General features: G+C 56.5%; 21 protein-coding genes and 3 pseudogenes. 13 read left to right on the top strand and 11 right to left on the bottom strand.

The annotated features are described in order from the left end of the window. Positions 1-675 precede the first annotated feature (675 nt). Genes KY494_RS09705 through KY494_RS09695 form a run of 3 tightly spaced genes read left to right on the top strand, consistent with a single transcriptional unit; the run spans position 676 to position 4129 of the window. Complete coding sequence (locus KY494_RS09705; protein WP_219890792.1) at positions 676-1842, top strand: dsDNA nuclease domain-containing protein; 1167 nt, start codon at positions 676-678, stop codon at positions 1840-1842. Next, positions 1839-2318, top strand: a complete 480-nt coding sequence (locus tag KY494_RS09700) for a hypothetical protein (protein ID WP_219890791.1) — start codon at positions 1839-1841, stop codon at positions 2316-2318. The genes KY494_RS09705 and KY494_RS09700 overlap by 4 nt, the downstream gene beginning before the upstream one ends. Positions 2319-2320: 2 nt before the next feature. Next, on the top strand, positions 2321-4129 hold the full coding sequence (locus KY494_RS09695; protein ID WP_219890790.1) for a hypothetical protein: 1809 nt from the start codon (positions 2321-2323) through the stop codon (positions 4127-4129). A 515-nt stretch (positions 4130-4644) separates the two neighbouring features. Here KY494_RS09695 and KY494_RS09690 read toward each other — a convergent pair. Continuing rightward, positions 4645-5449, bottom strand: a pseudogene (locus KY494_RS09690) (transposase); the annotation flags it as partial. A gap of 93 nt (positions 5450-5542) precedes the next feature. Here KY494_RS09690 and KY494_RS30145 point away from each other — a divergent pair. From KY494_RS30145 to KY494_RS09675, 3 genes are read left to right on the top strand one after another with little or no spacing between them, the layout of a single operon-like run. Next, positions 5543-5929, top strand: coding sequence for a transposase (locus tag KY494_RS30145; RefSeq protein WP_219890789.1), 387 nt, complete (start codon positions 5543-5545; stop codon positions 5927-5929). Further along, positions 5926-6273, top strand: coding sequence for an IS66 family insertion sequence element accessory protein TnpB (gene tnpB / locus KY494_RS09680; RefSeq protein WP_219890788.1), 348 nt, complete (start codon positions 5926-5928; stop codon positions 6271-6273). Before KY494_RS30145 ends, tnpB begins: the two co-directional genes overlap by 4 nt. Before the next feature lie 29 nt (positions 6274-6302). Continuing rightward, positions 6303-7865: an IS66 family transposase gene (locus KY494_RS09675; RefSeq protein ID WP_219890787.1), complete on the top strand. Its 1563-nt coding sequence runs from the start codon at positions 6303-6305 to the stop codon at positions 7863-7865. A gap of 73 nt (positions 7866-7938) precedes the next feature. On the opposite strand, the pseudogene KY494_RS09670 reads toward KY494_RS09675, so the two are convergent. Further along, positions 7939-8256: pseudogene (locus tag KY494_RS09670) on the bottom strand (transposase zinc-binding domain-containing protein); the annotation flags it as partial. Positions 8257-8474: 218 nt separating this feature from the next. Here KY494_RS09670 and KY494_RS09665 point away from each other — a divergent pair. Beyond that, a complete protein-coding gene (locus KY494_RS09665) occupies positions 8475-8795 on the top strand; it encodes a hypothetical protein (protein ID WP_219890786.1) in 321 nt (106 codons plus the stop codon). A 20-nt stretch (positions 8796-8815) separates the two neighbouring features. On the opposite strand, the gene KY494_RS09660 is transcribed toward KY494_RS09665, so the two are convergent. From KY494_RS09660 to KY494_RS29700, 3 genes are all read right to left on the bottom strand, one after another. Next, positions 8816-12019, bottom strand: coding sequence for a PAS domain S-box protein (locus KY494_RS09660; protein ID WP_219890785.1), 3204 nt, complete (start codon positions 12017-12019; stop codon positions 8816-8818). 253 nt (positions 12020-12272) lie between these two features. Further along, complete coding sequence (locus tag KY494_RS09655; protein ID WP_258194777.1) at positions 12273-13142, bottom strand: transposase; 870 nt, start codon at positions 13140-13142, stop codon at positions 12273-12275. 90 nt (positions 13143-13232) lie between these two features. Further along, positions 13233-13529: a hypothetical protein gene (locus KY494_RS29700; RefSeq protein ID WP_258194776.1), complete on the bottom strand. Its 297-nt coding sequence runs from the start codon at positions 13527-13529 to the stop codon at positions 13233-13235. Between the two features lie 20 nt (positions 13530-13549). Between KY494_RS29700 and KY494_RS09650 the strand changes: the two genes are divergently transcribed. The 5 genes and pseudogenes from KY494_RS09650 (at position 13550) to KY494_RS30140 (ending at position 16237) form a co-directional block, all read left to right on the top strand. Further along, complete coding sequence (locus KY494_RS09650; protein WP_219890784.1) at positions 13550-13738, top strand: hypothetical protein; 189 nt, start codon at positions 13550-13552, stop codon at positions 13736-13738. Between the two features lie 219 nt (positions 13739-13957). Continuing rightward, positions 13958-14953 carry an IS481 family transposase gene (locus KY494_RS09645; protein WP_219887543.1) on the top strand — a complete coding sequence of 332 codons (996 nt, stop codon included), beginning with the start codon at positions 13958-13960 and terminating at the stop codon, positions 14951-14953. Between the two features lie 13 nt (positions 14954-14966). After that, the gene (locus KY494_RS09640) at positions 14967-15227 is read left to right on the top strand and encodes a hypothetical protein (RefSeq protein WP_219890783.1); all 261 of its coding nucleotides are present in this window, start codon (positions 14967-14969) and stop codon (positions 15225-15227) included. Between the two features lie 304 nt (positions 15228-15531). After that, a pseudogene (locus KY494_RS09635) lies at positions 15532-15933 on the top strand (transposase); the annotation flags it as partial. Further along, a complete protein-coding gene (locus KY494_RS30140) occupies positions 15896-16237 on the top strand; it encodes a DDE-type integrase/transposase/recombinase (RefSeq protein WP_219890782.1) in 342 nt (113 codons plus the stop codon). The pseudogene KY494_RS09635 and the gene KY494_RS30140, both read left to right, overlap by 38 nt. Positions 16238-16323: 86 nt before the next feature. On the opposite strand, the gene KY494_RS09625 is transcribed toward KY494_RS30140, so the two are convergent. Continuing rightward, a complete protein-coding gene (locus KY494_RS09625) occupies positions 16324-18048 on the bottom strand; it encodes a methyl-accepting chemotaxis protein (RefSeq protein ID WP_375143470.1) in 1725 nt (574 codons plus the stop codon). 1006 nt (positions 18049-19054) lie between these two features. Between KY494_RS09625 and KY494_RS09620 the strand changes: the two genes are divergently transcribed. Then, positions 19055-21541, top strand: a complete 2487-nt coding sequence (locus tag KY494_RS09620) for a hybrid sensor histidine kinase/response regulator (RefSeq protein WP_219890781.1) — start codon at positions 19055-19057, stop codon at positions 21539-21541. Between the two features lie 196 nt (positions 21542-21737). Here KY494_RS09620 and KY494_RS09615 read toward each other — a convergent pair whose 3' ends face one another. From KY494_RS09615 to KY494_RS09595, 5 genes are all read right to left on the bottom strand, one after another. Then, positions 21738-22955 (bottom strand): HD-GYP domain-containing protein, encoded by a 1218-nt coding sequence (locus tag KY494_RS09615; protein WP_219890780.1) that lies wholly within the window; start codon positions 22953-22955, stop codon positions 21738-21740. 199 nt (positions 22956-23154) lie between these two features. After that, positions 23155-23535 (bottom strand): response regulator, encoded by a 381-nt coding sequence (locus KY494_RS09610; RefSeq protein WP_219890779.1) that lies wholly within the window; start codon positions 23533-23535, stop codon positions 23155-23157. 288 nt (positions 23536-23823) lie between these two features. After that, on the bottom strand, positions 23824-24150 hold the full coding sequence (locus tag KY494_RS09605) for a type II toxin-antitoxin system PemK/MazF family toxin (protein WP_219890778.1): 327 nt from the start codon (positions 24148-24150) through the stop codon (positions 23824-23826). Then, positions 24147-24401, bottom strand: coding sequence for an antitoxin (locus KY494_RS09600; protein WP_219890777.1), 255 nt, complete (start codon positions 24399-24401; stop codon positions 24147-24149). Before KY494_RS09600 ends, KY494_RS09605 begins: the two co-directional genes overlap by 4 nt. Before the next feature lie 160 nt (positions 24402-24561). Then, entirely contained in the window at positions 24562-25557 is a 996-nt protein-coding gene (locus KY494_RS09595) for an IS481 family transposase (RefSeq protein WP_219890776.1), read from the bottom strand. Positions 25558-25663 lie beyond the last annotated feature (106 nt).

Below are 25663 nucleotides of genomic sequence, written 5' to 3'. Positions count from 1 at the left end.
TTAGAATTAAGACCGAGAAATGCCAACCAGAGGTGCTGGAAAGAATGGACGGGCCCGGCGCTGAACAGCGCTAAGTTAAGTTACCACAGTTTGCCCTGACAGAAGCCAGTGTCTTCGCTCGCCTGAGCGAGCTGGCTAACGCAAATTGAGGAGCGGCAAGATGAGGAGGCTGTATCTGAGTCGTAGCATCGTCTGCCTCACTGCCACCCTTCCCGGGCATGCCGTCCTCATGCCCCCCAAGCATGGTTTTGGCTGGCGCTGGGCAACTGGATCGCGGCGAATGCGACCCGCCTGAGGATGCGATGCGTGACGAGAAAGGCGGGCGGTTTGCTGGCGCTGGTTATCGATTGTCAAGTGATGAGTGAGGGTTCCGGTAAGGTTGAGCGCCACCACTTGTGCCATGCGCCGCATTTACTTAGGCTTGTGAGATTTCGCGTATTTTTCAGGTTGGCAAGATGTTATGCTTCGTGTGCACCGGACAAGCCCCGCCAGGAGTTGCAGGTCATATAGCCGCGATTCGGATGTCTTCCCGATGCGAAATATTCGCAAAGCAGTTGCTCGCGCCATCATCTGTGCTGCATGCCAATTGAATGAACAGAACCCCATCGTTAGCAAGCGCACGCGAATATGAGACAAAACGTACAACTAAAATCTGATGGGTGCACGACGAAAGCCATGGGGATCATCCATGAGAAAACGCCGCGCGAAGTTGTTGGTCGGAATACCCTTGCGAGATTCCGCATGCAGTTCCAGGCAGCCGCATATGCCGCGCTTGAGATTCTGAGTGGTAAGGAGGTCGACCGCGTCTACTGTGACTATCACGACGATTTTGTCGTGCGCAGAACCATGGCAGGCGTGGTCGAGTACCACTTCTTCCAAGTCAAGACCAAGGGCAAGGCAAATCAACAATGGGATGTTGACGAGGTCTTCGCCTTGAAAAAAAAGGGGGCGCTCGACACGCCTGAAAAGTTAGAGGCCATCCGAAATAGCATCGCAGGTAAGCTGTTCCTACACACCGTAGAGTTTGGTGATCAGTGCCGCGAGGTTACGGTTCTAAGCAATGTGCACTTCAAAGACGAGGTGCATGACGTCGTCGCAGACCTCTCTGCCGGCACCTCAAGTAAGAAATATACACGTCAATTAATTGAGAAGTTCGCGGACATTGTTTCACCCGATAGCCCGCTTTCACCAGTGCAAGTCGAAGCGGCTAGAAGGAAGCTATCCTTGCTGGCCAACGTTCAGCACATCGGCGACACACTCGAGGCCTTTGGTATTGCCGCGCACAACGCCATCTGGAGGCATTCAGAGATTGAGTTGCATCAAGAGGAGGTCGAGCGCATCGCGAGAAGCTTAGTGACGCTTGTTGAGGAGAAGTCCTGCGCTCCGATTAAGGGACTGTCCAAGGCTGACATCGACTTAGCAACGGGTGTTGGACTAGAGGACCTGCTACAGGTGCTCAGCATCTCCACTCAGGTTTACCAAGTGCTGTTACTGGGAGGAGACCCCGCAGCAGTCAAGGCTGCGTCTATCCTTCAAAGGAAGCTCAAGGAAGCTGGCGCCACGGAACCCATGATCGAGGCAGCGTCGCGAGCGAAAGTCTCTTGGGATGTTTGGGTTAGAACCGCGAGGCACACGTTCCCAGATTTGACCTTCAACATTTTGCTGGACGAAATCGACAAGACCTGCAAAGCCTGGCTCCTCGTCGGTGGCGTCTTAGCAGACCTCGAGAACTTCGTTCAAGGGGTTTTGGACTCTGTCATCGGCAAGAAGTTTGCGTCGCTTGACACGGACTTGGTGTTTGGCGCCTTTTGTGCCGCAATCGTTCGGAGGGCTACGCGATGAGTTCGACCGAGTTCTTTCACGAAGCGAGGCGGCTCGGACTCAAACTGAAACTCTCCGGCGAAGAGAATTCGCCGGTACACACGCTCGACAACGAGGCTCTGTTCCAGTTGCCCCTGCTAGCCATGACTATCTTGGCAATATCGAAAGGCCGGTCAAAGCCTAGGCTACCCGAGATTGGGCAGTTAGTTGGCGAGTGTCTGGAGCGGACCGTTGCCGGGTTCAAATGGTCCTCCCAGGACATTGGTTGGTCAGGTAACCTGCGAATCAGGACAGTAAAAGCACTGACGTTCCTCGAGTCGACCGGACAGGTTTCCATCGACAAGGTTACGCGCGAAATATCTGCCACCGACTTAGGCAAAAAAGTCTACACAGGTGCCGTTGAGGGAGAGAGTCTGTTGGCTCTATCCATGAAAACCATCGAGATTAGCTACCAATACATCAGGGATGAGGATCGAGCTAGAGGAGATGTGAATTGAGGTTGAAGTCACTGCAGATTGAACCGTTGGGAGATGGCGGTTGGGCAAGTCCGCTTCTAGAGTTTGGACACAGAACAACGATGCTTTTCGCGCCGAACGGCAGCGGAAAATCGCCACTCCTCCGTGCGCTCGCGTCCGCAATGGGATTCCCCAACAACTTTCGGAACGACATTTTAGAAAAGTGCAAGGAAGTTGTGCTGCACGCTGAGTCGGAAGGGAAGCCGCTTGTTATCCGCCGTACCATCGACGCGACGAACCTGGGGTTCTACGCCACAATTGACTTCGATGGTGAACAGACTGAGCACCATTCAGAGGGCACCTTTTCTCTTTCTCTTTTCCAAACGCTTGGGCTGAAACCACCAAAGCTCATATCGACCAAGGGCGAAGTGGCCCAGCCCTATATCGCAACTTTGTTGCCGGTCTTCTACCTGATACAGGGCTTCGGATATTCGGCGGCCTATCGCGCACCGAGCTCGTTCATCACGGACCAGTTTGTAGAGATGGTGCGGTTCGCTTTCGGGTTGAACCCGAAGCATTCGTACGAGGTTAAGAAGACCCTGATCGAAGAGAAGATCGCACTCGAGGCCCAGACACGCAAGATCGTCGCTGCACAGCGTGTGCTTGAATACCAGAGTCGCGGCGTGGACGACAGCGACGCAAACCAAGCTGCGCTTCAGCGGATGACAGAAAATTTGACGCAGCAGCTCGACGGCCTTCGCGCATCAGTGGACTCGAAGGGGACTGCGAGCTCGACGCTTATGGAGCTCGTACGTCAAAAGAACGGCCAAATTCGGTCTCGGCAGTTGGAGCTCTACGAATTGCGGAACCGTGTCGCGGGCATCGAAACCATCCGTGCGGAGATCGACGGCGAGATCAAGACCCTAGGGTTGAACGAGGAGGCTCGTCGTGTCTTCACGTCGTTCCAAGAAATTTGCCGTGTGCCGAACTGCGGATTGTTTATAGGCAGCACGGAATCGTACGGGAAGAATTTGCTGTATCTGAAGGACCAAATCAAGGACCTTGAGCGGAACAGTCAGCGCGCCGAAATTCGGGCTGAGCAGTTGGAAGAGCGGCTAGAGGAGCTTGTTGCAGAGCGCCAGACGCTCGTTGATAACATCGACTCGCCCAGTATATCGGACGTTGATCAACTTGTGACCGCAGTACAGGCTTTGACTAAGCAACTGGTCGGCGTGCAGGGCGAGTTAGGCCGAATCTCTGGACTGAAGGACGAGCGTTCGAAGCTGTTCAAGCTGGAGCGAGAGCGGGACCGTATTCAGGATCGTATTGACGAGCTGACCAACTCCGGTAGAGCCGACCATGACTTCAACAAGCTTCGGCTAAACCTACGTGAGCTTACTGTGAAGTGGATGCAGACTCTTGCGACGGAGAACGTGTCCACGAACGTCGATATTGACTTAAACCTCCGCTTTACGTTCGCGGGCGAAACGATTGAGACCATCGGCAGCGGAGGTAGCAGTAGCACGACGATCCGACTGGTCCTCGCAATACACGCGGCTCTGCTTGAGGCGTACCTGTCCGATAAGTCTCGTCCCTTCCGATTCCTGATCCTCGATACCCCGAAACAGGAGGAGCTCCATACCGCCGACCTGGCTCGATACCTCACGGAGCTTGAGAAGATGTGTGAGGCGAACGATGCCCAGCTTCTCTTTTCGTCCACGGAGTATGACCACCCTACCGGGCCAAAGGACCGGCGTTGGCTTCCGAGTTACCGAGGACCGGACAAGCCAATGTTCCTTGGCAAGCGAAGCGATCTCCTAGCAGATTCTGAACTCACACTGCCGAACAAATGAATTCTATTATATGACGACAAGAAGTACACGCAAGATGGTGGATGTCGAGCGGGCGAAATCAGTCCTCGGTTTTGTTTCTCAGAGCAGATTAGATGACTAGCTCAGACTGACCTGACACGAGCTGTCAGATGAGTTAGAGTTCTGAGAGGCCGTTACCGTTAAGGGTTGTCCGATGCGGGCCGCCGTCACAGGCCCGAACTGATGCACGCAAGCGTCTCCGGCCGGCGTTGGGCAAGCCGCGAAGCAGGAAACCGCGGGCCATATCGTTGTCGTCAGCATGTGCCACCGGCTATGGCGATTTGAATGGTGCGGTTGCCTTGGTAGGTGCTGATTGAGGCGTCCGGTCTGGTGTCGATAGCACCCAAGTGGCTTTTAACAATCGTGAGATGAACGCCGGGCCACGATCACGCGCTTGCAATCGAACCTTCTTGATGCGGTGGCAACGCGTCCCCGCATCGGCCATGGCCGACGTTATGGGCGCAGCTCGTATGAACAAATTGTGGATGCGAAGTTGTTCATGGCGGAGCACCTTGGTATCGTTGCGGCGCGTGAATCGGGTGGATCGGCAAGAAGATGGCGGTGATCGCCACCGGCGCACCACAATGCCGGCAGGTGAACGTTGGCGCAATCTGTCCGGTAGCTTGTGCCTTGATGGGGGGGGGCGGTACATGCAGCAGTGCGCGCGCCAGCGCCAGGTTGGCCTTGCGTCCGGCGTTGGCAAAGATCCCGTAGTGCCAGATCCGGTGGAAACCTGTGGGCAGGACATGCAGCAGGAAGCGGCGCATGAACTCGCCAACGTCGAGCGTCATCGTCTTGTGCATCGCGTCCCGCGGTAGTCTTTCCAGCGAAACGTCACGCCACGTTCGTCCATGGCCACCAGACGCCGGTTCGAGATGGCGACCCGGTGCGTGTAGCGCGACAGGTACGCTAGCACAGCCTCGGGTCCAGCGAACGGGCGCTTGGCGTAGACCACCCACTCGTAGTGCCGCAGCGAAGCTACCCAACGAGTGAAGGCGCTGGGTTGCGCCAGCGCCGCAAACTCCCCGAACAAGCGCGAGAGCGCCCGCACCGGCAGGAAGAATCCGTGTTTGCAGGCGATCCAGCGCGCACCAGTCGGGCGACTGGCCGCCGCCAGGGACGATCCCGTGCACATGCGGATGGTGGGTCAATGCCGCCCCCCATGTGTGCAACACCAGCGTGGCGCCGATGCGGGCACCCAGGTGCTTCGGATCGGCACAGCGTCTGCGCCGCCGTCTTGAATAGCAGGCGGTAAATGAGCACCTAGTTGTACCAGGCGAGCGCGGCGCCCGGTGCCGGCAGGGGTAAGCGTCTTGCTAGTGCCGTCTGGACTGTCTGAGCAGTGTCCCTCATGATCGAATTTCGGCACAATATTTGTGCCCACTAATTTCGATTATGGACACAAATTTTCAACCGATCATTTCCACGAATGCGCGTGGCCACTACCGGCAGCACCCGTTGGAGTTCAAGCGCGCATTGGTGGCGCTGTCGCTGGAACCGGGAGCCTCGGTCGCCCGCATCGCCCGCGAGCACGGCGTCAACTCCAATCAGGTGTTCAGCTGGCGCCGTCTGTATGAGCAAGGCCGCCTCGGCGTGCCTGCGTTGATGCGTGACGACGGATTGTTGCCGGTGGTGCTGGCGCCGACGGCGCCGGCACCGAGTAACGAAGCCTCCAACGCCAACGGCATTATCGTCCTTGAGCTGGGCGAGGTCCGCGTGCGGATCGAAGGGCAGCCGAATGCGGCCACGCTGGCGCAAGTGTTGGATCGGGTGCTGCGATGATCGGCCTGCCCGCCGGCACCAAAGTCTGGCTCGCCGCCGGCACCACCGACATGCGCTCCGGCTTCAATGGCCTGGCAGCCAAAGTACAGACGGCGCTGGAGGAAGATCCGTTCAGTGGCCATGTGTTTGTGTTCCGAGGCCGGCGAGGCGACCTCATCAAACTACTATGGTGGACCGGCGATGGCCTGTGCCTGTTGGCCAAGCGGCTTGAGCGGGGCCGCTTCATCTGGCCGCAAGCGGCCAACGGCTCGGTGGCGCTGACGCAGGCGCAACTGTCGATGCTGCTCGAAGGCATAGATTGGCGGCGACCGCAACGGACCTGGAAGCCAACGTCGGCCTTGTAAACGTCATAAGCGTCGCGTAAACTTGGCGCATGCTCAGCCTTGCCGACCTCCCCAACGATATCGATGCCTTGAAGGCATTGCTGTTGGCCAGCGAGCGTCTGCTACAAGAGCGTGACGAGCAATTAGCCGGAATGGCCGAGCAACTGAATACGCGGGCCGTCGAGATCGAGCACCTCAAGCTGAAGATCGCGAAATTGCGGCGCATGCAATTTGGCCGCCAGTCGGAAAAATTGGATCATCAAATCGAGCAGCTGGAACTGCAACTGGAAGACCTGCAAGCCGACGAGGCCGAGGCGGCGCGCGAGATGCCGGCGGCCGACCAGGCGCCGCGTAACAAGTCGGTGCGCCGGCCCTTGCCCGAGCATCTGCCGCGCGACGAGAAGGTGTATGCACCGACTGCCGATGCCTGCCCGGCCTGCGGTGGCGGCCTGCGGCCGTTGGGCGAAGACGTCGCCGAGCAACTGGAATTCGTGCCGGCCAGCTTCCGCGTGATCCGCCATGTGCGTCCCAAGCTGGCGTGCTCGTGCTGTGACGCCATCGTCCAAGCCCCGGCGCCGAGCCGGCCGATCGCGCGCGGCATCGCCGGGCCCGGCCTATTGGCGCATATTTTGGTGGCGAAGTTCGCCGATCATCTGCCGCTGTATCGCCAGTCCGTCATCTACGCCCGCGAAGGCGTCGACCTGGATCGCGCGCTGCTGGCGAGCTGGGTCGGCGCCGCCAGCGCGCTGCTGCGACCATTGGTCGACGCTGTGCGACGCCATGTACTGGCCGCATCGAAGCTGCATGCCGACGACACGCCGATTCCGGTGCTGGCGCCTGGTAACGGCAAGACCAAAACCGCGCGCCTGTGGACCTACGTTCGCGACGACCGGTCCTCCGGCGACACCACGCCGCCGGCGGTCTGGTTTGCCTACACGCCCGACCGCAAGGGCATCCATCCGCAAACGCATCTGGCCAAGTTCGAAGGCGTGTTGCAAGCCGACGCATACGCCGGCTTCAACGCCTTGTTCGAAGGCGGTACGATCCACGAAGCGGCCTGCTGGGCGCACGCGCGGCGCAAATTCCATGATCTGCACGCGGCACGAGCGACGCCGCTGACCACCGAGGCGCTGCGCCGGATCGCCGAACTCTATGTGATCGAGGCCGAGATCCGGGGCAAGCCGCCCGACGAACGAAGGCTGGTTCGACAAGCCCGTGCGCGCCCACTGCTCGATGACCTGGAGCGCTGGTTGCGCACCACGCTCGATACGCTATCGCGCAAGTCCGACACGGCGGCGGCGATCCTGTACGCGCTCAAACTCTGGCCGGCGCTGCTGCGCTACTGCGACGACGGCGTCGTCGAGATTGATAACTCGGCGGCAGAACGCGCTCTGCGCGGCGTGGCCATAGGTCGACGCAACTATCTGTTTGCCGGCGCCGACAGCGGCGGCGAGCGCGCAGCGGCGATCTACTCGCTGATCGGCTCTGCCAAGCTGAACGGTGTCGACCCCGAAGCCTGGTTGCGTCATGTGCTGACGCATATCTCCGATCATCCCGTCAACCGGGTTGATGAATTCTTGCCTTGGAACTGCAACTTACCAGCAGCTCTCTGAGATTACGCCGCTTCCCAGCGGTGTGATGCCATCATCGATCAAATTGCCATTGCGCTCAAGACGTCCTTGAGCGGACGCTTACCGGCAGGGTGAAAACCACGTGGTAGTACTCGACCGGCAGCAACTCGTTCTGGCGGGCTGCGAGCCAGCGGCGAGCAGCGTTGGCCTAGCACTTTGGGCAGTGCCGGTTTCGGTAGGAGTTGTAGGCGATGTCGACGTGTTCGCAGGCCTCGCAGCGCAGCGCGTGTCCTCCCAGCGCCGCGCTGCGGCACTGCTCGATGGCCGACATGACCTTGAGCTGGCCCAGGCTTATGTGGCCACGCGGTGCGTGCCGCCAAGCCGGGCCGTGGACGCGGAGGATGTCCGCGACTTCCAGGCTGAAGCGCTCTATGGCACCCCCTACACGCGCTATATCTGATAATCTCAGCCACCACGGCCAAACGCGATCGCTCAAGATACAAACAGCAATCTTCGCACACGATTAGATATCCATATTGCATATATTGAAAATATGTACATATTGCAAAAAAGCTATAATTGCCACGGCACGGTTTTCTATGGCGTGTGCCTATTCTGAAACTTCTGAACCCATGGAGAATGAGGATGAAGATGAACAAGAAGAAGACATCGGCTTTTGCACCGGCATATGTCTTTTGTTACACTGAACGAACCAAGATTGCTTTCCGCAATGCACAGTCGGTGGAGGGCAAAAAATTTGCGATTGATGCACAAAATTCAGCGCCGCCTTTTGATGCACTGGTCACTTCGGCATGGTTGACAAAGGATGGCGAAAAATTGCAGTTTGAAAACGGTAGCCCTACAGCCGTTATCAGTATTTGCTATGTGACCCTAATGCACCATATCGACGTTTGTTTAGCTGCAGCACCTGCGGAGAGTGGTCACCGTGTCGCTAAAACCGTAGTCACCTAAACCGACAGAAAATTCGCCTCTCAAACCGATAACGCAGCGACCAAAGCTGTCACTTCATACGGCTTGCGAAGAAGAATGGCGCCTGGCACAGTTTCATCCTGAGGGCGGCCGGAAGCGAATACGACTTTCAATTTTGGCAGCAATGCTTTTGCATATAGCGCGAGGGCTTCACCAGACATCCCTGGCAAAGATAGATCGGTCATGAGGATATCGCATGAATGCATGCGCAATTCGACAATGGCCTGCTCCGCATTCTCGACATGCGTCACCACATGCCCCAGCTCTTGGAGTATTTCCACAGTGTTCTGGCGTATCAGTTCATTATCTTCTACAAGCAAAATTCTCAAGCCCGACATAGCCATCGGTGGCTCCGTTTGCAATCGACTCGGTTCCAAGGATGCATCTGATGGCTCAGCGTCCTGCTTCTTTTTTGATAACGCAAAACGAATCTTCTTGGCCAGGGCTTCCCGCGTATATGGCTTGCCCAGTAGATCAACACCCGCATCAAGGCGCCCGCCATGCACAATCGCATTTTCAGTATAGCCAGAAGTAAACAGCACAGCGAGGCCCGGCAAACGTTTACGCGCTTGGTGTGCAAGTTCGGGGCTGCGCAGCGGCCCAGGCATGACGACATCCGTAAACAACAGATCAATAGGCAAGCCGCTGTCGATAATATTCAACGCGCTCGCCGCATCGTTCGCCTTAAGAACGCGATAGCCTAGTTCGCGCAGCATTTCAACGACTGTCGTGCGCACGCCTTCATCGTCCTCAGCGACCAAAATCGTTTCAGTGCCCCCGGCTATCGGATCTATGTCGACTAGGCTTGGAACATTTTCGGTTTCCATCGAACGCGGCAGGTATAGTTTGACAGTCGTACCATATCCTTGTTCGCTATAAATTTTGATATGGCCACCCGACTGTTTCACAAAACCATAAACCATGGAAAGCCCTAATCCAGTGCCCTTACCCTCTGGTTTAGTGGAAAAAAAAGGATCGAACGCTTGAGCTAGCACTTCCGCAGACATGCCAATACCAGTGTCACTGACTGCGATCATGACATATTGCCCAGGGTCAACTTCAGCATGTGCGCGTGCATACTCGTCATCAAGCAGTGCGTTGCCGACCTCGATTGTCAATTTTCCGGCGCCGTCCATTGCATCACGTGCATTGATACAAAGGTTGAGTACCGTGTTTTCGACTTGAGCAGTATCTACAAGGGTATTCCATAGGCTGCCGGACACAATAATTTCCAATTCGATTTCTTCACCTAGACTGCGCTCCAACATATCTTCCATCGCAACAACGAAGCCCCCAATCCTGACCACTTTAGGTTCAAGTGCCTGTCGCCGGCCAAACGCCAACAGATAACTAGCCAGCTTGGCACCACGCGCTACGCCTCCCATGGCACCGGCGACACGCTTCTCAGCGCGCGCGTTGCCAGCCGTATCGACCGCTAGTAACTGCAAGTTGCCAGAGATAACCTGCAGCAAATTATTAAAATCGTGGGCGACACCGCCGGTTAGCTTACCAATGGTTTCCATTTTTTGTGCCTGTTGCAATGCTTGCTCGGTGTGTTTCAAGGCATCAGCCGCAGCACGCTCAACAGTCATGTCACGTCCGATCGCGTGAATGAATTTTTTATCTGTCGCACCACTCCAGCTCAAGATGCTGTACCCGCCATCCTTACGTCGAATCCGGTTTTCCAGATTGAACGTACTATCGCCTAGTTTCAGCCGGAGTGCCTCGCCCTCAATGACGTCGCGATCCAGGGAGTGCGCCAAAGATATAAAAGAAGTCCCAATTACCTCAGCTTCACTCCAACCAAGTTGATGCGTAAAAGCGGGATTAACAGCGACAATGCGTGCCTCGATATCTGCTACTAGCATAATATCGGTAGCCATCTGCCACATGCGATCGCGTTCAGCCGTGCGTAATTCTACTTGCTGTGCCAAGGAATCACTCGTTGCTCGCTGCTCTTCGATATCAGTGTTAGTGCCAATCCAGCGTGTAACCACGCCTTGGTCATCACATATCGGTAAGGCACGCGCCAAATGCCAGCGATATACACCGTCGGCACGGCGCACGCGCATTTCGATCTCATAAGGCAGACCCAGCGTCACAGACTGGCGCCAAAGTTGGGTGCTAGCGGCGAGATCATCCGGATGAACGATCGCGGCCCATCTATCGCCGTCGAGCATGCCTGGTTCAGCACCGCTATAGTTATAAACCTGGTCGTTAAACCAATCCAAACTGCCGCTTGCGGGCGCAGCCCAAATTTGGTTGGGCATCGCTTGGGCTAAGGTACGAAACATGGCTTCATTCCCTTTTACGGCTTGCTCAGCGAGGATGCGCTGTGTAACGTCAACACCTTGGACAAAAATACCGGAAACGACACCATTATCGTCGCGCATCGGCTGATAGACGAAATCCATAAAACTGTTCTTTGCGAAGCCTTGTCCGTTCGCTTGGACTGAGAAAGGTACTGCGGTGCCAGTATGTGTTTCGCCAGTAGCATAGAGGTGGTCAAGCAATGCCACAAAACCCTGCTCTGCAGCCTCTGGCAGGGCAGTACGAACAGTTTTGCCAAGTACCTGCCGTTGACCAACAACATCGAGATAAGCTTGGTTAACCAGCGTAATGACATGCTCTGGACCGTCAAGCAATGCCATGAAACCAGGTGCCTGCGCGAACATTTTGTGCAAGCGTTCGTGCTCGCTACTTAAACGACGTTCGGCGCGCACTTTGGCACTGGTCTCGACCACGAACGCAATGACACCGACCACGCTACCCTTCTCGTCCATAATCGGAGAGTAATCAAGGTTCATCCACACTTGCTCGGGCATACCTGAGCGAAATAACGTCAATTCCTGATCTACGTAGGTCAGCGTACCGCCAGCTAAGCAAACCCGCATCACGTTATCGTTGAACGCTGCGACTTCGTCCCACGCATCGCGTACATTTGATCCAAGTAGTTGCGGATGGCGTCCTCCGGCAAAGCGTGAGTATGCATCGTTGTAAATCATCACCCCAGCCTCACCCCACAGAGTCACGATAGCGACAGGCGAGCGCAGCATCAGTGCAACTGTCGTCTTCACATGTTGCGGCCAGTGCGAAATGGCGCCAAGTGACGTTGTAGACCAATCGAATTTAGAGATGATAGATGCAAGCTCACCCCCGGCTTGTAGAAAAGCGTATTGATCAGTACTGGACTGAGAGGAGTTCATAAAGTCCGTAAGTTGGGAGGTTAGCGCTGCGAATTTAAGAAACAAATACCACTGTCGTGTGTCATCGATATGTACTAATCAATTATAACGAATTTACTTCTGCCTGAATCTCAACGAACGTTCGTTAGAGTAGTGGAAATGCCATCGCCCACTATACAATCACAGGCATTTCAAGAGCTTCGGCACCAATGCCACCGTCATTTCTACCAGTGGATCGCAGCCCAATCCACCCAAGTTAAGCAAAAGGCTGCCATCAAGCAGCCTTGTAGGCCATGTATTTATGGGGCTTGTAGGCGTTGGTTTGCCGTGACCTTGATTGTCCTGGGCGATGTAGAAACGTTCGCTTGGCGATCAGAGTCAGCGCGTCGGCAAGCAAGTGGGCTGCCGCCAGCCCAAGCAGCAACGATGGCAAGAGCGGCTTGAGCACCGAATGGACATAGGCGCGGTTGATGCGTCTGTCCGTCGGCAATGCATCTTGCTGGCCGGCGGCACAGCTCGCCAACGCCTGCAGGTTATCGCATAGTACCTTGGCGGCCAGATCCTGCATCAGGGCCTGCTGTGACAGTCCCGTCACGTGCTCCAGATGGAGGCGGTGTTTGAGGCGCTTGAAGGCTTCCTCGATGCGCCAGCGTTGGTGGTAGAGGTCTCCGAACAATGCGGCAGGGAATTGTTCAACGTCCAGTAAATTGGTCATCAGAACACGCACCTTGCTGGTCGAGGCAACGTGGCGTATCAGGCGCACGGTCTGCGGCGCAATGGGACATTCATAGTCAAGCGCATCGCGTCGATCCGGCGCCCGCAGCATGACGATCTGCCCCTGCAGCCCCGACTTCAGAAACTGATTGACGCAGGGAAAGCCGCCACCGCGCGCCTGTTCGACACGCATGCAGAAGGCAATGCGGCGCTGGTTCAATACGGCAGGCATCCAATAGCACGGGTAGCCTCGGTCGAGCAACAGCAGATCATCCTTGCCAAGCCGGTCGAGCTGTTCGAACAGCATCTGGCGTTCACCGACGTCGGTGCTGTATAGCGAGGCCGAGAGCATCAATTCGGCACCGGGCAGAAACAAGCCAAACACCAGCTGATCGGCCACGGCGGCACGTTTGACATGGCTGGCGCGCAAGCCAAAGCGAACGGTCGAGGCGTCAGCGGCGACCAGCCTGAAACCGTGCCAGCGCGGCAGGTAGCCATGCTGCTGTGCTTGCGCAATGAGTCAGTCGTTAAGCTCTGGCATGGCCGTGGTAGCAAGTTTTGAGCGTGCCTGAGCGAAAGCCTGGGCGCTCACCTGGTGCGTCAGTTGCGCCTGCTGTTGCAGATGGCCAAAGAATTCATCAAGTTCGGTTTGCACGCTCTTGCGCATGCCGGTAAGCATGAGCGCCACCAAGGACGGTAGTGGCAGTTTGCGGCGCCGTTGAAACGCTGTCGGATGATCAGGATGGCGGGCGGTAAGACGGCACTGGTCGGATTGAAAATGGTCGGAGAAATCGGACAGCAAGGAAGCGAGCGACATGAAAGGCCAATGAAAATCAAATGACCTTCATTGGCCGCCGCCTTGCCGCTGTCGAAAAAAAAGAGGTCAGCAAGGCGGCGGCCGCGCAAAGCCAGTGCCACGTCAAGCACTATTTCATTGATTTGCCAGCAATTGCGCGGGCTTGCTCCTTAACTTGGGTGGATAGGATCGCAGCCCTCCCCAGCACTGTCGGGGCAGTAACGCAATAGCGCCGGTAGCAACGACCTGCTCATCAAACGCAAGCCCCCCCATGGGACGCAGAAACTTTTTGAACGAGCCCCTGTCAATCTATAAACTGAGATTCCTGTATACTTGTCCCCTAACTGTTTAGAATTGGGTGATCATATTCCTATTCGCAGCTTGCCCTACTTCAAAGCCAGGCGCCTGTTGAGTACACTGTTGATTCCTGTCACCTCACCGCCAGCGCCATGACCCAAGCCCTTCACAGCCGAGCCCGCACCACCCACCTGATCCGGGAAGAAATCCGCAACTCGACACTGCCCCAACGGGAGCTTGCCGAGCGCTATAACGTGAGCCGCCTGACGATCCGTAAATGGCAGAACCGCGACAGCGCCGAGGACCGTTCGCACCGGCCCCACACCATGCATACGACGCTGACGCCAGCGCAGGAACTGGTCGTCATCGCGCTACGCACCACCTTGCTTTTGCCCACCGACGACTTGCTGGCGGTGGCGCGTGAGTTCGTCAACCCGGCGCTTTCGCGTGGCGCCCTGGGCCGCTGCTTGCGGCGCCATGGTGTCTCCAGTTTGCTTAAAATGGCCGCACTCGAAGACGACAAACCGGTTACCAAAAAGTCGTTCAAGGACTACGAGCCGGGCTTTTTACATATGGATATCAAGTACTTACCGCAGATGCTCGATGAAACCGAACGCCGTTACCTGTTCGTCGCCATTGACCGCGCCACACGCTGGGTCTTCATGGAAATCTATGCCAACCAGTCCGACAGCAGCAGTACCGACTTCCTGCTCAAACTGAAAAATGCTTGCCCGATCACCATCGTCAAACTACTCACTGACAACGGCAGCCAGTTCACCGACCGTTTTACCAGCAAGAAAAAAGACCCTGTCAGCGGCGACCGTATCCCGAGCGGCAAGCATGTCTTTGACGTGCTGTGCAAGCAATTGGTGATCGAACATCGATTGATTCCGCCGCGTCACCCGCAAACCAACGGCATGGTCGAACGCTTCAATGGCCGTATCAGCGAGGTCGTCAACCAGACTCGTTTCGGCTCCCGGGCCGAACTGGAATCGACGCTGCGCAATTACCTGAAAATCTACAACCACAACATTCCCCAGCGCGCCTTGGATAACGCAACACCGATTCAGGCGATGAAGAAATGGCAGGAGAAAAAGCCGGAATTATTCGTTAAACGCGTATATAACCAGGCCGGTCTTGACACCTAACTAGGAGGAGCGCATGGACGTAATCAACAAACACAATATGGGTGATTATGAGTACCAGATTTGTGCTTACCTAAATTCATCAGGCGCTTATCAGGGGATGATCTTCGTTACCGCTTATGCGGGCAAACCCTATACTCCAATTGTGGAAATCCGCACACCCACATGTTTTCAGGCTCAAAGGGCAGCTCGTATCGAAGCAGAGGCCTTGGCGGTTGAGCTTATTTATACAGGTACCCTATTCAGGTTACTTCCAACATGCAAGGTTAGTTCGTAGCATTTGGAATGATAAGAATTGCTCAGATCTGATCAGACGCCGCCTGCTGAGGGGGCTGAAATTCGTCGCGGAGGTTTGGCCTTCTCCCAGCATCACATACACCTCTTTTAGCTGCCTTTGAGATTGGCATGGAGCAGTTCCAAGGCAGCAATTCGATAACTCGGCTGGCAGGGTGAACGTAAGGGTTAACCCTGCACCGTCTTGAATGACACTAGTGAATCGCTGATGATGTCACAGCGCTGGGAAGCGTAGTGGCTTTAGGGCCAGCGGTAGGCGCAACGCCAGGGCAGGACTCTTCTACTAGGGATTCCTGCCGAGCAGCCCCTTTCTCGGAGCGCTGACGTATATCCGTGAGCGCCGGGTCGGGCTGTCCTTCTATCTGGATGACCCTGAGGTGTCGATCGACACGAACCACCTCGAACGCGCCCTGCGGGTGATCCCAATGGGCAAAAAGAACTGGCTGTTCAGCTGGGCTGAGTTGGGCGCCAAGCACATCGGCATTGTGCAAAGCCTGTTGGCCACCTGCCGGCTGCACGACATCAACCCGTACGATTACTTCGTGGACGTGCTGCAGCGTGTCGGCCAGCACCGAGCATCCCTGGTGCATCAGCTCACGCCAAGGATCTGGAAGGATATGTTTGCCGAGAATCCGCTACGATCGGACCTGCATGACCCTGGCGGCCGACGTACTTACGCTGTTGCGTGATCGCTTACAGCTGAAGAGCTATGCCGCAGCGAAGACGCAAATCATGCCCCGTGTGGAGCATCGCCAGCACAAAGGTCTGAATAACCGCGCTGAACTCTCGCATCAACCGGCGCGGCAACTAGAACGACAGATGCGCCGTTTCAAGTCATCCGGCCACGCTCAGCGTTTTTCGTCGGCTCATGGACCGATCGACAATGCCTTCCGGTGTCAGCGTAGCCGTTTGATAGCGGAGCAGCATCGGCATGTCCGTCCGCAGGCATTGTCTATATGTAATGAGGTAACCGACGTAGCAAAAAACGCCTAATCCGTAACACCGTGTTACCCGACCAGATGCAAGTTCGCCTGGAATTCTACAATTCGCCGTCTCGGTTCAGCAAGTTGACAATACCCTTAGAATTCTTCCCAGCCTTCGCCGTTGGCGGACGCCGCCGTCACTCGCTTTGTCGGCTGGGCCGGTCCGCTCACGGCGGGACGCGGCGCCGCCGGCTTGAGCGGCTTAGCCCCCGCCGGCGGACGCGCCGCCGGCCTGTCGATGACCAGTGCTGCGGTCGGCGACACGCGCCGCTGCGTGTCGTCGAGCCGGAACACGCTGACCACCTGCTCCAGATTGGCGGCCTGCTGCTGCATGGCCTCGGCGGCGGCTGCCGCCTCTTCCACCAGCGCCGCGTTCTGCTGCGTGACCGTGTCCATTTCGCTGACGGCCTGGTTGATCTGCTCGATCCCGGCGCCCTGCTCGTCGCTGGCGGTGGAAATCTCGGCCATGATGTCGGTCACGCGCCGCACGCTGTTCACCACTTCCTCCTTGGTTTGGCCGGCCTGCTCCACCAGCTTGCTGCCGATTCCCACCTTCTCGACCGAATTGCCGATCAGCTCCTTGATTTCCTTGGCCGCCGCCGTCGAGCGTTGCGCCAGGTTGCGCACCTCGGAAGCCACCACCGCGAAGCCACGCCCCTGCTCGCCGGCCCTGGCCGCCTCGACCGCAGCGTTCAGCGCCAGGATGTTGGTCTGGAAGGCGATGCCGTCGATTACGGCAATGATGTCGACGATCTTGCGCGACGAATCATTGATCGCGCCCATGGTGTCGACCACCTGCGCCACCACCGAGCCGCCCTGCTGCGCCACCGGCGAGGCCGACTTCGCCAGCTGGTTGGCCTGGCGCGCGTTGTCATTATTGGCGCGAACCGCGCTGGTCAGCTCCTCCATCGATGAGGCGGTTTCCTCCAGCGAACTGGCTTGCTGCTCGGTGCGCGCCGACAGGTCCTGGTTGCCGCTGGCGATCTGGGCCGAGGCCGAAGCGATGGTCTCCGTGCCAGCTCGCACCTCGGCCACGATCTTGGCCAGTGCGTCGCGCATCATCTTCATCGCGTGCAGCACGCTGTGGGTGTCGTCGCGTCTGGTGTTGACCATGACCGACAGGTCGCCGGCGGCGATGCGGCCGGCGACCTCCGCCGCGTAATGCGGTTCGCCCCCCAACTGGCGCAGTAGGCTGCGGGCAATGAGCGTGGCGGCCACCGCCCCGAGCACCATCGCGAAGGCGCTCAGCGACAGCATCAGCAAGCGGGCGCGCTGGTAGGCGGCGCCAGCTTCGGCATTATTGTTCTGCTTTTGCAGTTCGATATATTCGTCCATCGCGTCCTGCCAGCTCTGGATTGCCGGGCCGGCCTGTTTCATCAGCACGTTGGTCGCCTCGGCGTCGTTGTCGGCCAGCGCTAGTTCGAATATCTTGTCGTTGAGGGGGCGGGCTACCTTTTGCAAATCAACGATGCGCGCGCGTATTTCCAGTCCCTTTTGCGTGGCTGGCAACTTGCCCAGCTGCTCGATCGCGTCGCTGTAGGCGGCACGCTGCTTGGTAACTTTCTCCATCTCGGCGCGAATCGCGGCCTCGTCGGAAAGCAGCACCACCGAGCGCAATACCCGCGCCACGATATGCACCGACTTGGCCATATTGTTGACCAACTCGGTCTTGACCACGGTTTCGTTGACGATCCGTTCCAACTTGGCATGGATCGTGCTCATGTTGAACAGGCCCAGCGATGCGACTAGCAACAGCAGTACCAGAACCAGGCCGAAGCCCAGCCCAAGACGGGTGCCAACTTTCATGTTTGCGATAGCCATGCGACGCCTCCCGGTTAAGTAGCGAAAGAAATTGTACGTCGGCAAGTTAACCTGGTTTACTTTAATTTTCAAAAATAAGAACAATTGACAACACTCTTATCGTTGCTTGGGTAAGAACGTTTCTGCCGCGTTACGTGATAAGGCCGAAATTTTTCGCCGTCGGGCATCAGCTCTGTGGCTTGGACGGACTTGTCCCTCCAGCGCATAAAACTGATCTGCGAACGACATGAAAGGGGTGACCGGATCGAATCGGATCTCACCGTGCAGGCGTTGAAAGATGCGCGAAGCAGAGCTGATCCGATAGATACAACGCCGCTCAGTAACCGGTTACGTGCAGTGTGCTGGACGGTAAGGATTTCAGGTTTCTCACTTGCAGTGCCTGAGCAGCACGCTCCAAGTGCACGGTTTCCATATTCTAATCATTGCACTCGTCACAGATCATGCATTTTGGTAAATTAATTTCCTGCAAGGTACTTATTGGCGTCAAATTAGTGCGCGAAAATTGCGCAACCTCCGCATTTTCGCCATCAAATTCTCATCATTTACGCCACTCTTGCCTTTTTTATCCAAAATTCAGCATAGAAGTGTGCGCGGCCGAAAATGAGGCATCCAAACAGGAAAAATAGACGTTATTATGAGATGCTGACGAGTTATATTCCATACGATCCGCAGCAGCAGATGTTTCTGGCCAAGCGCTGCCAGACTGGCAGCTGGAGGGCCACCTTGACTACTTCATCAGTGATAAGGCCCACTCGTGCGACCTGTTCCTTGGACTGAGCAAGGGCCAAGCCGAGGGGAAGCTCGTCTGCAGGGGTTAACTTGCAAAGAATGGCGAAAATTCTGTATGTGTAAGCACATCAAAGCAGTAAAAGAATTCGATTTTGCTCCGGATGATCCGATTCCTTTTGACTTTCGCGCGAAACATTAGAGTCGCTGTCAGATCCGGCCAAAATGCATGGACATCAGCGGTTCAAATTCTGGCTACCGTGTACACTTCTAACCAATTATGCCTGCCAAAAACCTCTCAAGCTACATTGCAAGTTTTCTGGCGGTTTTCCTTGTGCTAACGGTGCTGATTGCGCTCGGTTCGTCCATCTGGTTTGCGCGCGCGCGATCAATCGAAGAATGGCGCGCGCACCTTGACAACCTGTCGCTGGTGTTGGCTGAGCAGACGTCGCAGGAGATCAGTTCGGCTTTCCTGGTGCTCGACAGCGTCGCCGAGAGCGTGCAGGCGAATAATGTCACCAACGCTTCTGAGCTGCGCGAGAAAATGGCTTCGCTGGCGCACTTTAACAGCATGCGCGACAAGACGCGCGGCCTGCCACAGGTCGACGTGGTCACCATCGTGGCCGCTAATGGCGACGTCATCAACTTCACCCGCTCCCACCCGGCGCCGGCGATCAATCTGGCCGACCGCGATTATTTCCAGGCCCATCTCAAGCAGCCGAAACTTGGTGTGTACATCAGCAGGCCGGTGCGCAACAAGGGCAATGGCCAGTGGACGTTTTACCTCAGCCAGCGCCTGAACGGCCCGAAGGGCGAATTCATCGGCCTGGCGCTGGTCGGCTTTTCGAGCACGTTCCTGAGCAATTTCTACAGCAAGATCAATCTGGGCAGCGGTGCCACGGTCAGTCTGTACCGGCGCGACTTCATCCTGCTGGCACGCTGGCCGCACACCGACTTATTGATGGGCAAACCTAACATGAGCGGGTCGTCGTATCAGGTAATCGAGCAGATGAAGAAGTCGCACGACGTGGTGCAGACCGCCTCGCCGCGGTTTACGGCCGATGGCAACAAAGTCGGGCGGCTGGGCGCGGTGCGCCTGATCGACAATTATCCGCTGATCATTAACGTCACAGTCACCGACGAACTATACTTGGCCCAGTGGCGCCATTTCGCCATAGTCCTGTCAGTGGTCGGCGGCTTTGCCGCGTTAGCGATGGCGACCGCATTCATCCTGCTGATCCGTTTGCTCATGCGGCGCGAGCGCAGCATGGAAGAGACGCGGGCGCTAAAAACAGTGGCCGAAGCGGCAAATCGCGCTAAGTCGGAATTTCTGGCCATGATGAGCCACGAAATCCGCACCCCGTTGACGGCCATCATCGGCTTCGCCGAAATGATGGTCAAGCCACAGACGGCGGGCGCGAGCAGCGACGCCGGCGCGGTAATCTTGCGCAACGGGCAGGACCTGCTGCACATAATAAACGACATCCTCGACATTTCCAAGATCGAGGCAGGGCGCCTTAGTATCGAGCACCTCGCGTTCTCGCCGCTCGAACTGGGGCAGGGAGTGCATGCGATGATGGGAGCGCGGGCGGCCAGCAAGGGCATCGGCTTCGGCATCAAGATCGAATACCCATTCCCGGCGCTGGTGATGGGTGATCCGACGCGCTGGAAGCAAATCTTGTTCAATTTGTGCAGTAACGCTATCAAATTTACCGACCTCGGTCACGTCGAGCTGACGCTATGGTATGACCCGCTGTCCTACAAGCTTATCTGCAATGTCGTCGATACCGGTATCGGCATCTCCGATGTCCACCGTGAGAAGCTGTTCCAGCCGTTTTCTCAGGCCGATAGCACAGTGGCGCGCAAGTATGGTGGCACCGGCTTGGGTCTGCACATAGTCAGCCAGCTGGCCGCCAAGATGGGCGGCAGTGTGGTCGCTTCCAGCGAACTCGGGCATGGCTCGATGTTTGAAGTAACCATTTACGCCCAGCTCGCCACGGCCAGTACGTGGCTCAACGAGGCGCCACCTGTGCTCGACACTGCGCGCCAAGCCGATGCATCCGATCTGCGCTTGCAAGGCCATGTCCTGGTGGCCGAAGACGGACCCGACAACCGTATGCTGATCGGCGCGTATCTGGACTGTATTGGCGTCAGCTATGAGGTGGCCGAAAACGGTGCCCAGGCGACCGAACTGGCCCTCGTCGGCGGTTTCGACCTGATCTTAATGGACATGCAGATGCCGGTGATGGACGGCATCCAGGCTACCGAAGTGCTGCGCGTGGCCGGGTTTTGTCGACCGATCATCGCCCTGACCGCGAACGTGATGGCGGACGACATCGAGCGCTACCGCGCAGCCGGCTGCAGCGAGTGTCTCGGCAAGCCGATCGACTTCCGCGCGCTGGGTCAATTGCTGGTGCGCTTGCTCGGGCAGGATGTCTCACCCAAGGCTGCCGCCAGTCAGTTCGAACTGATCGACGGATACGATGCCATACGTGCAACGTTTGAGGCGAGACTGGCGCCGCAGCTGACCCAACTGGCGCGGGATGTCGGCACGCACGCCTGGAGCGAGGTCACCGACTTGGCACACCAGTTGAAAGGATCCGCCGGCTCTTTCGGCTACCCCGGTTTGACATTGTGCGCCGGCGAGCTCGAGCGGGCCGCGCGGCGCGGCGACGCACAGGAGGCGGATGTCGCGCTGGCGCAACTGGTCGGGCTTGACGAACTGAAATCGCTGAACGAAAGGGACTCCCACAATGTCCAGCAATAAGTGTAGCGTCTCTCATTTCAAACCGACCGTGCTTGCAACGCTGCGTGAATGCGCGCTTCACTTCCACAATCGATAGTTAGGTCCAGTTATAGAACGTTGTCTCCCATGCCATCGCATGAGCACTGTTTGCTGTCGAGAACCAGGTGTCGGCTGAATGGATGAATCATTTCGACAGCGCGTCGGCTATCAAAAAATTTCACAATGCGGCAGGGTGCTTGATCCAATATCTTCTGGTATCGCCGACGCCCCATTTTGCTGCATCTTCACGTCCGATTATCTTGTCTTTGACGGCTGGCTCAGCAAGATTGACTAGTTCCGGCGCCAATAAGGTTTTGGAATTGGTGCAGAAAAATACACACACAGTCGGGGCGAGCAGGGACTTTCCCAAGCCTTGGTCGGCGATCACCGCAAGGCGACCAGACTGCAACTTGACTACTGTACCTACCGGGTAAATCCCCATGCATTTAATGAAAGCGCCTAAGATGTCGGGGTCGAAATGCCCGTTACACCATTCCATCATTTTGCTCAAGGAAGAAGCTGGACACCAGCCGGACTTGTATGGGCGATCGGAAGTAATCGCATCGTAGACATCGCAAATGGCGCCCATGCGCGCGGCCACGCTGATCGCGTCGCCTGTTAGGCCCAATGGGTAGCCGGTGCCGTTCATCTTCTCGTGATGGTGCAGGCAGACGTCAAGCACTACCTCGCTCACGCCGTTGCCCGCTAATAACAGCCGGTACCCTGCTTCCGGATGAACCTTGATGGCCGTGAATTCGTCTGGGGTCAAGTCACCCGGTTTGTTCAGGATGTCTTGCGGAACCAGCATCTTACCGATATCGTGCATGAGTCCGGCCAGCCCGAGCTCGCGGACCTGCGCGTCGGGCATCTTCAACTGGCGAGCCAGCGCAATCATCAGCGCGCATACCGCTACCGAATGCATATAGGTATATTCGTTAGCATGCTTAAGCCGAACCAAACTGACCAAGGCATCCGGGTTGCGCATGACCGACATGGCGATTTCGTCAACGAGCGGCTGCACTTGTTCGGCGGTGATCGCATTTCCCATGCGCGCTTCATGAAACATTGAGCTGACCGCAGTTTTTGATTCGGTCAAGAGCTGCGCGGCGCGATCGAGTTCGGTCGCCATCGACGTCGGTTCAACCGACGGATAACGAAACGGAGCCGCTTTGGCTAGTATTGCCTTTGCCACGCCGGCTGACGGCGCGAGCGCGATGTCGACGCCCCGGCTCGGGTCGATCACCAATTCGACAATGTTACTTGCTATGATCCTGGCCAGTTTATCTGGCGTGTCCACCAGCAAAGAAAGGGACCAGAAGGGATTCTTTAGCCAAGGCACGCAGAAATCCTCAATGTACATGCCAATTCTCAATTCGGATATATCGATCTTTTTCATATGTTTCCATGCTACAAATCGCCGCTATCGCACACGTGGTGGAACAGCGCCGCCATACGCGCTAACTTATATTGCTCATCTGGCACTTCAGCCAAAGTTTTATTCTGCGCAATCTTTCATGCGAATGACGACTCTTCATCGGCCAGCAGTATGCGGCGCGGGTGGTCAACCGCTGGGTTGCCGGTAACCTCCTTCATTGCTAGCTCCTGTTATCGAATTTGTCCAGAATATCGAAGACCTTTACCATACTGTACGGTTTAACAATAAAGCCGTGTGCACCCGCACTAATGGCCGACAGCACGTTGGGCAGTCCGCTATGTCCGCTGACTATGACCCACATGCAATGCGGTAGTAAGGCGCGACAGGCGCTAAGCACTTCGAGGCCGCTCATGCCAGGCATCTCCAGGTCCAGCAGCGCCAAGTCGAACGGCTCCTTCGCGTCCGCCAATAATGCATAGGCCTGCGTGCCACTACTGGCATGAACGATATCGCGATAGCCACGCTGGTGCAATATCGAGACAAGTAACTCGCGCATCTGCGCATCATCGTCTGCGATCATAATGCGTGGTTGCGCGTTCATCTGCACCCCACGCCGCTCGCGGCTACGCTGTGCTGGCCAGCCATCAGCGCCCTTACCACGTGGCGCGCCGTCAAAGTACCGCCCTCGCGCACGGTCGCTCCAATAAGGTCGTTTTTGGTCATGAGATCACCACAGGTTCGAACTAAAATTTCATGTATGTCGGATATGTATCTCATCGTGTATTTGCGCATGGTATAGACATCAGGGACTCATTAAACAGAAATCTGATGCATGTGCTGATCCAACTTCGCCGCCAGCTGGACCGGTGCATTCATGCTCATTCTTTGCTTATTCGAAAAGCGTTGCGACTTTTGCCAGTACTTCGTTCAACGTCGATTTCGGCAAAGTATCAATCTTGCGGGCGTGGCGCGCCACCAAGTCGATCACGCGCGGCTGATCGCAGCGCACGATGCCAGTGGTTTTGATTCCGGTCACGATCACCGAGAAGCCCAAGCGGGAAGAAAATTCGCTGGCGTTGGTAATTGGCAGAATCACCGGCAGCTTGGTAGCTGCATTGAATTCGGCAGGAGATACGACTAAGACGGGAAGGCTGCTGCTTTTCTCACGCCCTGCTATCGGATCGAGCGACACGATGTAAATGTCGCCTTGCTTCATAGCTCACCACCTATCGCCGGGGCATCGATCCAATCGCGCTCATCGGCTGGCTGATGCTGCGAATAGTCAGACGCGGCCAGCAACTCCGTGAGTGTGTAGCGTGGCCGTGGTTTGGAATCGACCACGAGGCAACCGTGATCAACGGCCACGCTGACTGTTGCGCCGGCCTGCAAGTCCAGTTGTTCGAGAAAGGCGGGCGGGATGGCCAACATAATTGAACCACCGACCTTGCGCAGCCTTGTTGTGTGCATTTCGCAGCTCTTAGAAAATAAATTATATCAAAGTATAACTTGATTTTCTCTAAACCCTTAATTTGTGTCTGTCATAAAATACATGTTCTACGACAGGCTTTCAAGTGCCATCAAAAACGTTCGCTCATGATCCTCAAAAATATGCGGAAAACCTTGTCGCCTATTTGTCAAGACCGGCCTGGTTATATACGCGTTTAACGAATAATTCCGGCTTTTTCTCCTGCCATTTCTTCATCGCCTGAATCGGTGTTGCGTTATCCAAGGCGCGCTGGGGAATGTTGTGGTTGTAGATTTTCAGGTAATTGCGCAGCGTCGATTCCAGTTCGGCCCGGGAGCCGAAACGAGTCTGGTTGACGACCTCGCTGATACGGCCATTGAAGCGTTCGACCATGCCGTTGGTTTGCGGGTGACGCGGCGGAATCAATCGATGTTCGATCACCAATTGCTTGCACAGCACGTCAAAGACATGCTTGCCGCTCGGGATACGGTCGCCGCTGACAGGGTCTTTTTTCTTGCTGGTAAAACGGTCGGTGAACTGGCTGCCGTTGTCAGTGAGTAGTTTGACGATGGTGATCGGGCAAGCATTTTTCAGTTTGAGCAGGAAGTCGGTACTGCTGCTGTCGGACTGGTTGGCATAGATTTCCATGAAGACCCAGCGTGTGGCGCGGTCAATGGCGACGAACAGGTAACGGCGTTCGGTTTCATCGAGCATCTGCGGTAAGTACTTGATATCCATATGTAAAAAGCCCGGCTCGTAGTCCTTGAACGACTTTTTGGTAACCGGTTTGTCGTCTTCGAGTGCGGCCATTTTAAGCAAACTGGAGACACCATGGCGCCGCAAGCAGCGGCCCAGGGCGCCACGCGAAAGCGCCGGGTTGACGAACTCACGCGCCACCGCCAGCAAGTCGTCGGTGGGCAAAAGCAAGGTGGTGCGTAGCGCGATGACGACCAGTTCCTGCGCTGGCGTCAGCGTCGTATGCATGGTGTGGGGCCGGTGCGAACGGTCCTCGGCGCTGTCGCGGTTCTGCCATTTACGGATCGTCAGGCGGCTCACGTTATAGCGCTCGGCAAGCTCCCGTTGGGGCAGTGTCGAGTTGCGGATTTCTTCCCGGATCAGGTGGGTGGTGCGGGCTCGGCTGTGAAGGGCTTGGGTCATGGCGCTGGCGGTGAGGTGACAGGAATCAACAGTGTACTCAACAGGCGCCTGGCTTTGAAGTAGGGCAAGCTGCGAATAGGAATATGATCACCCAATTCTAAACACT

It is taken from the genome of Janthinobacterium sp. PAMC25594 (assembly GCF_019443505.1).
Lineage (GTDB): Bacteria > Pseudomonadota > Gammaproteobacteria > Burkholderiales > Burkholderiaceae_D > Janthinobacterium.
The sequence above is the reverse complement of the archived record's forward strand: the minus strand, read 5'-3'. Positions and strand labels throughout refer to the sequence as shown.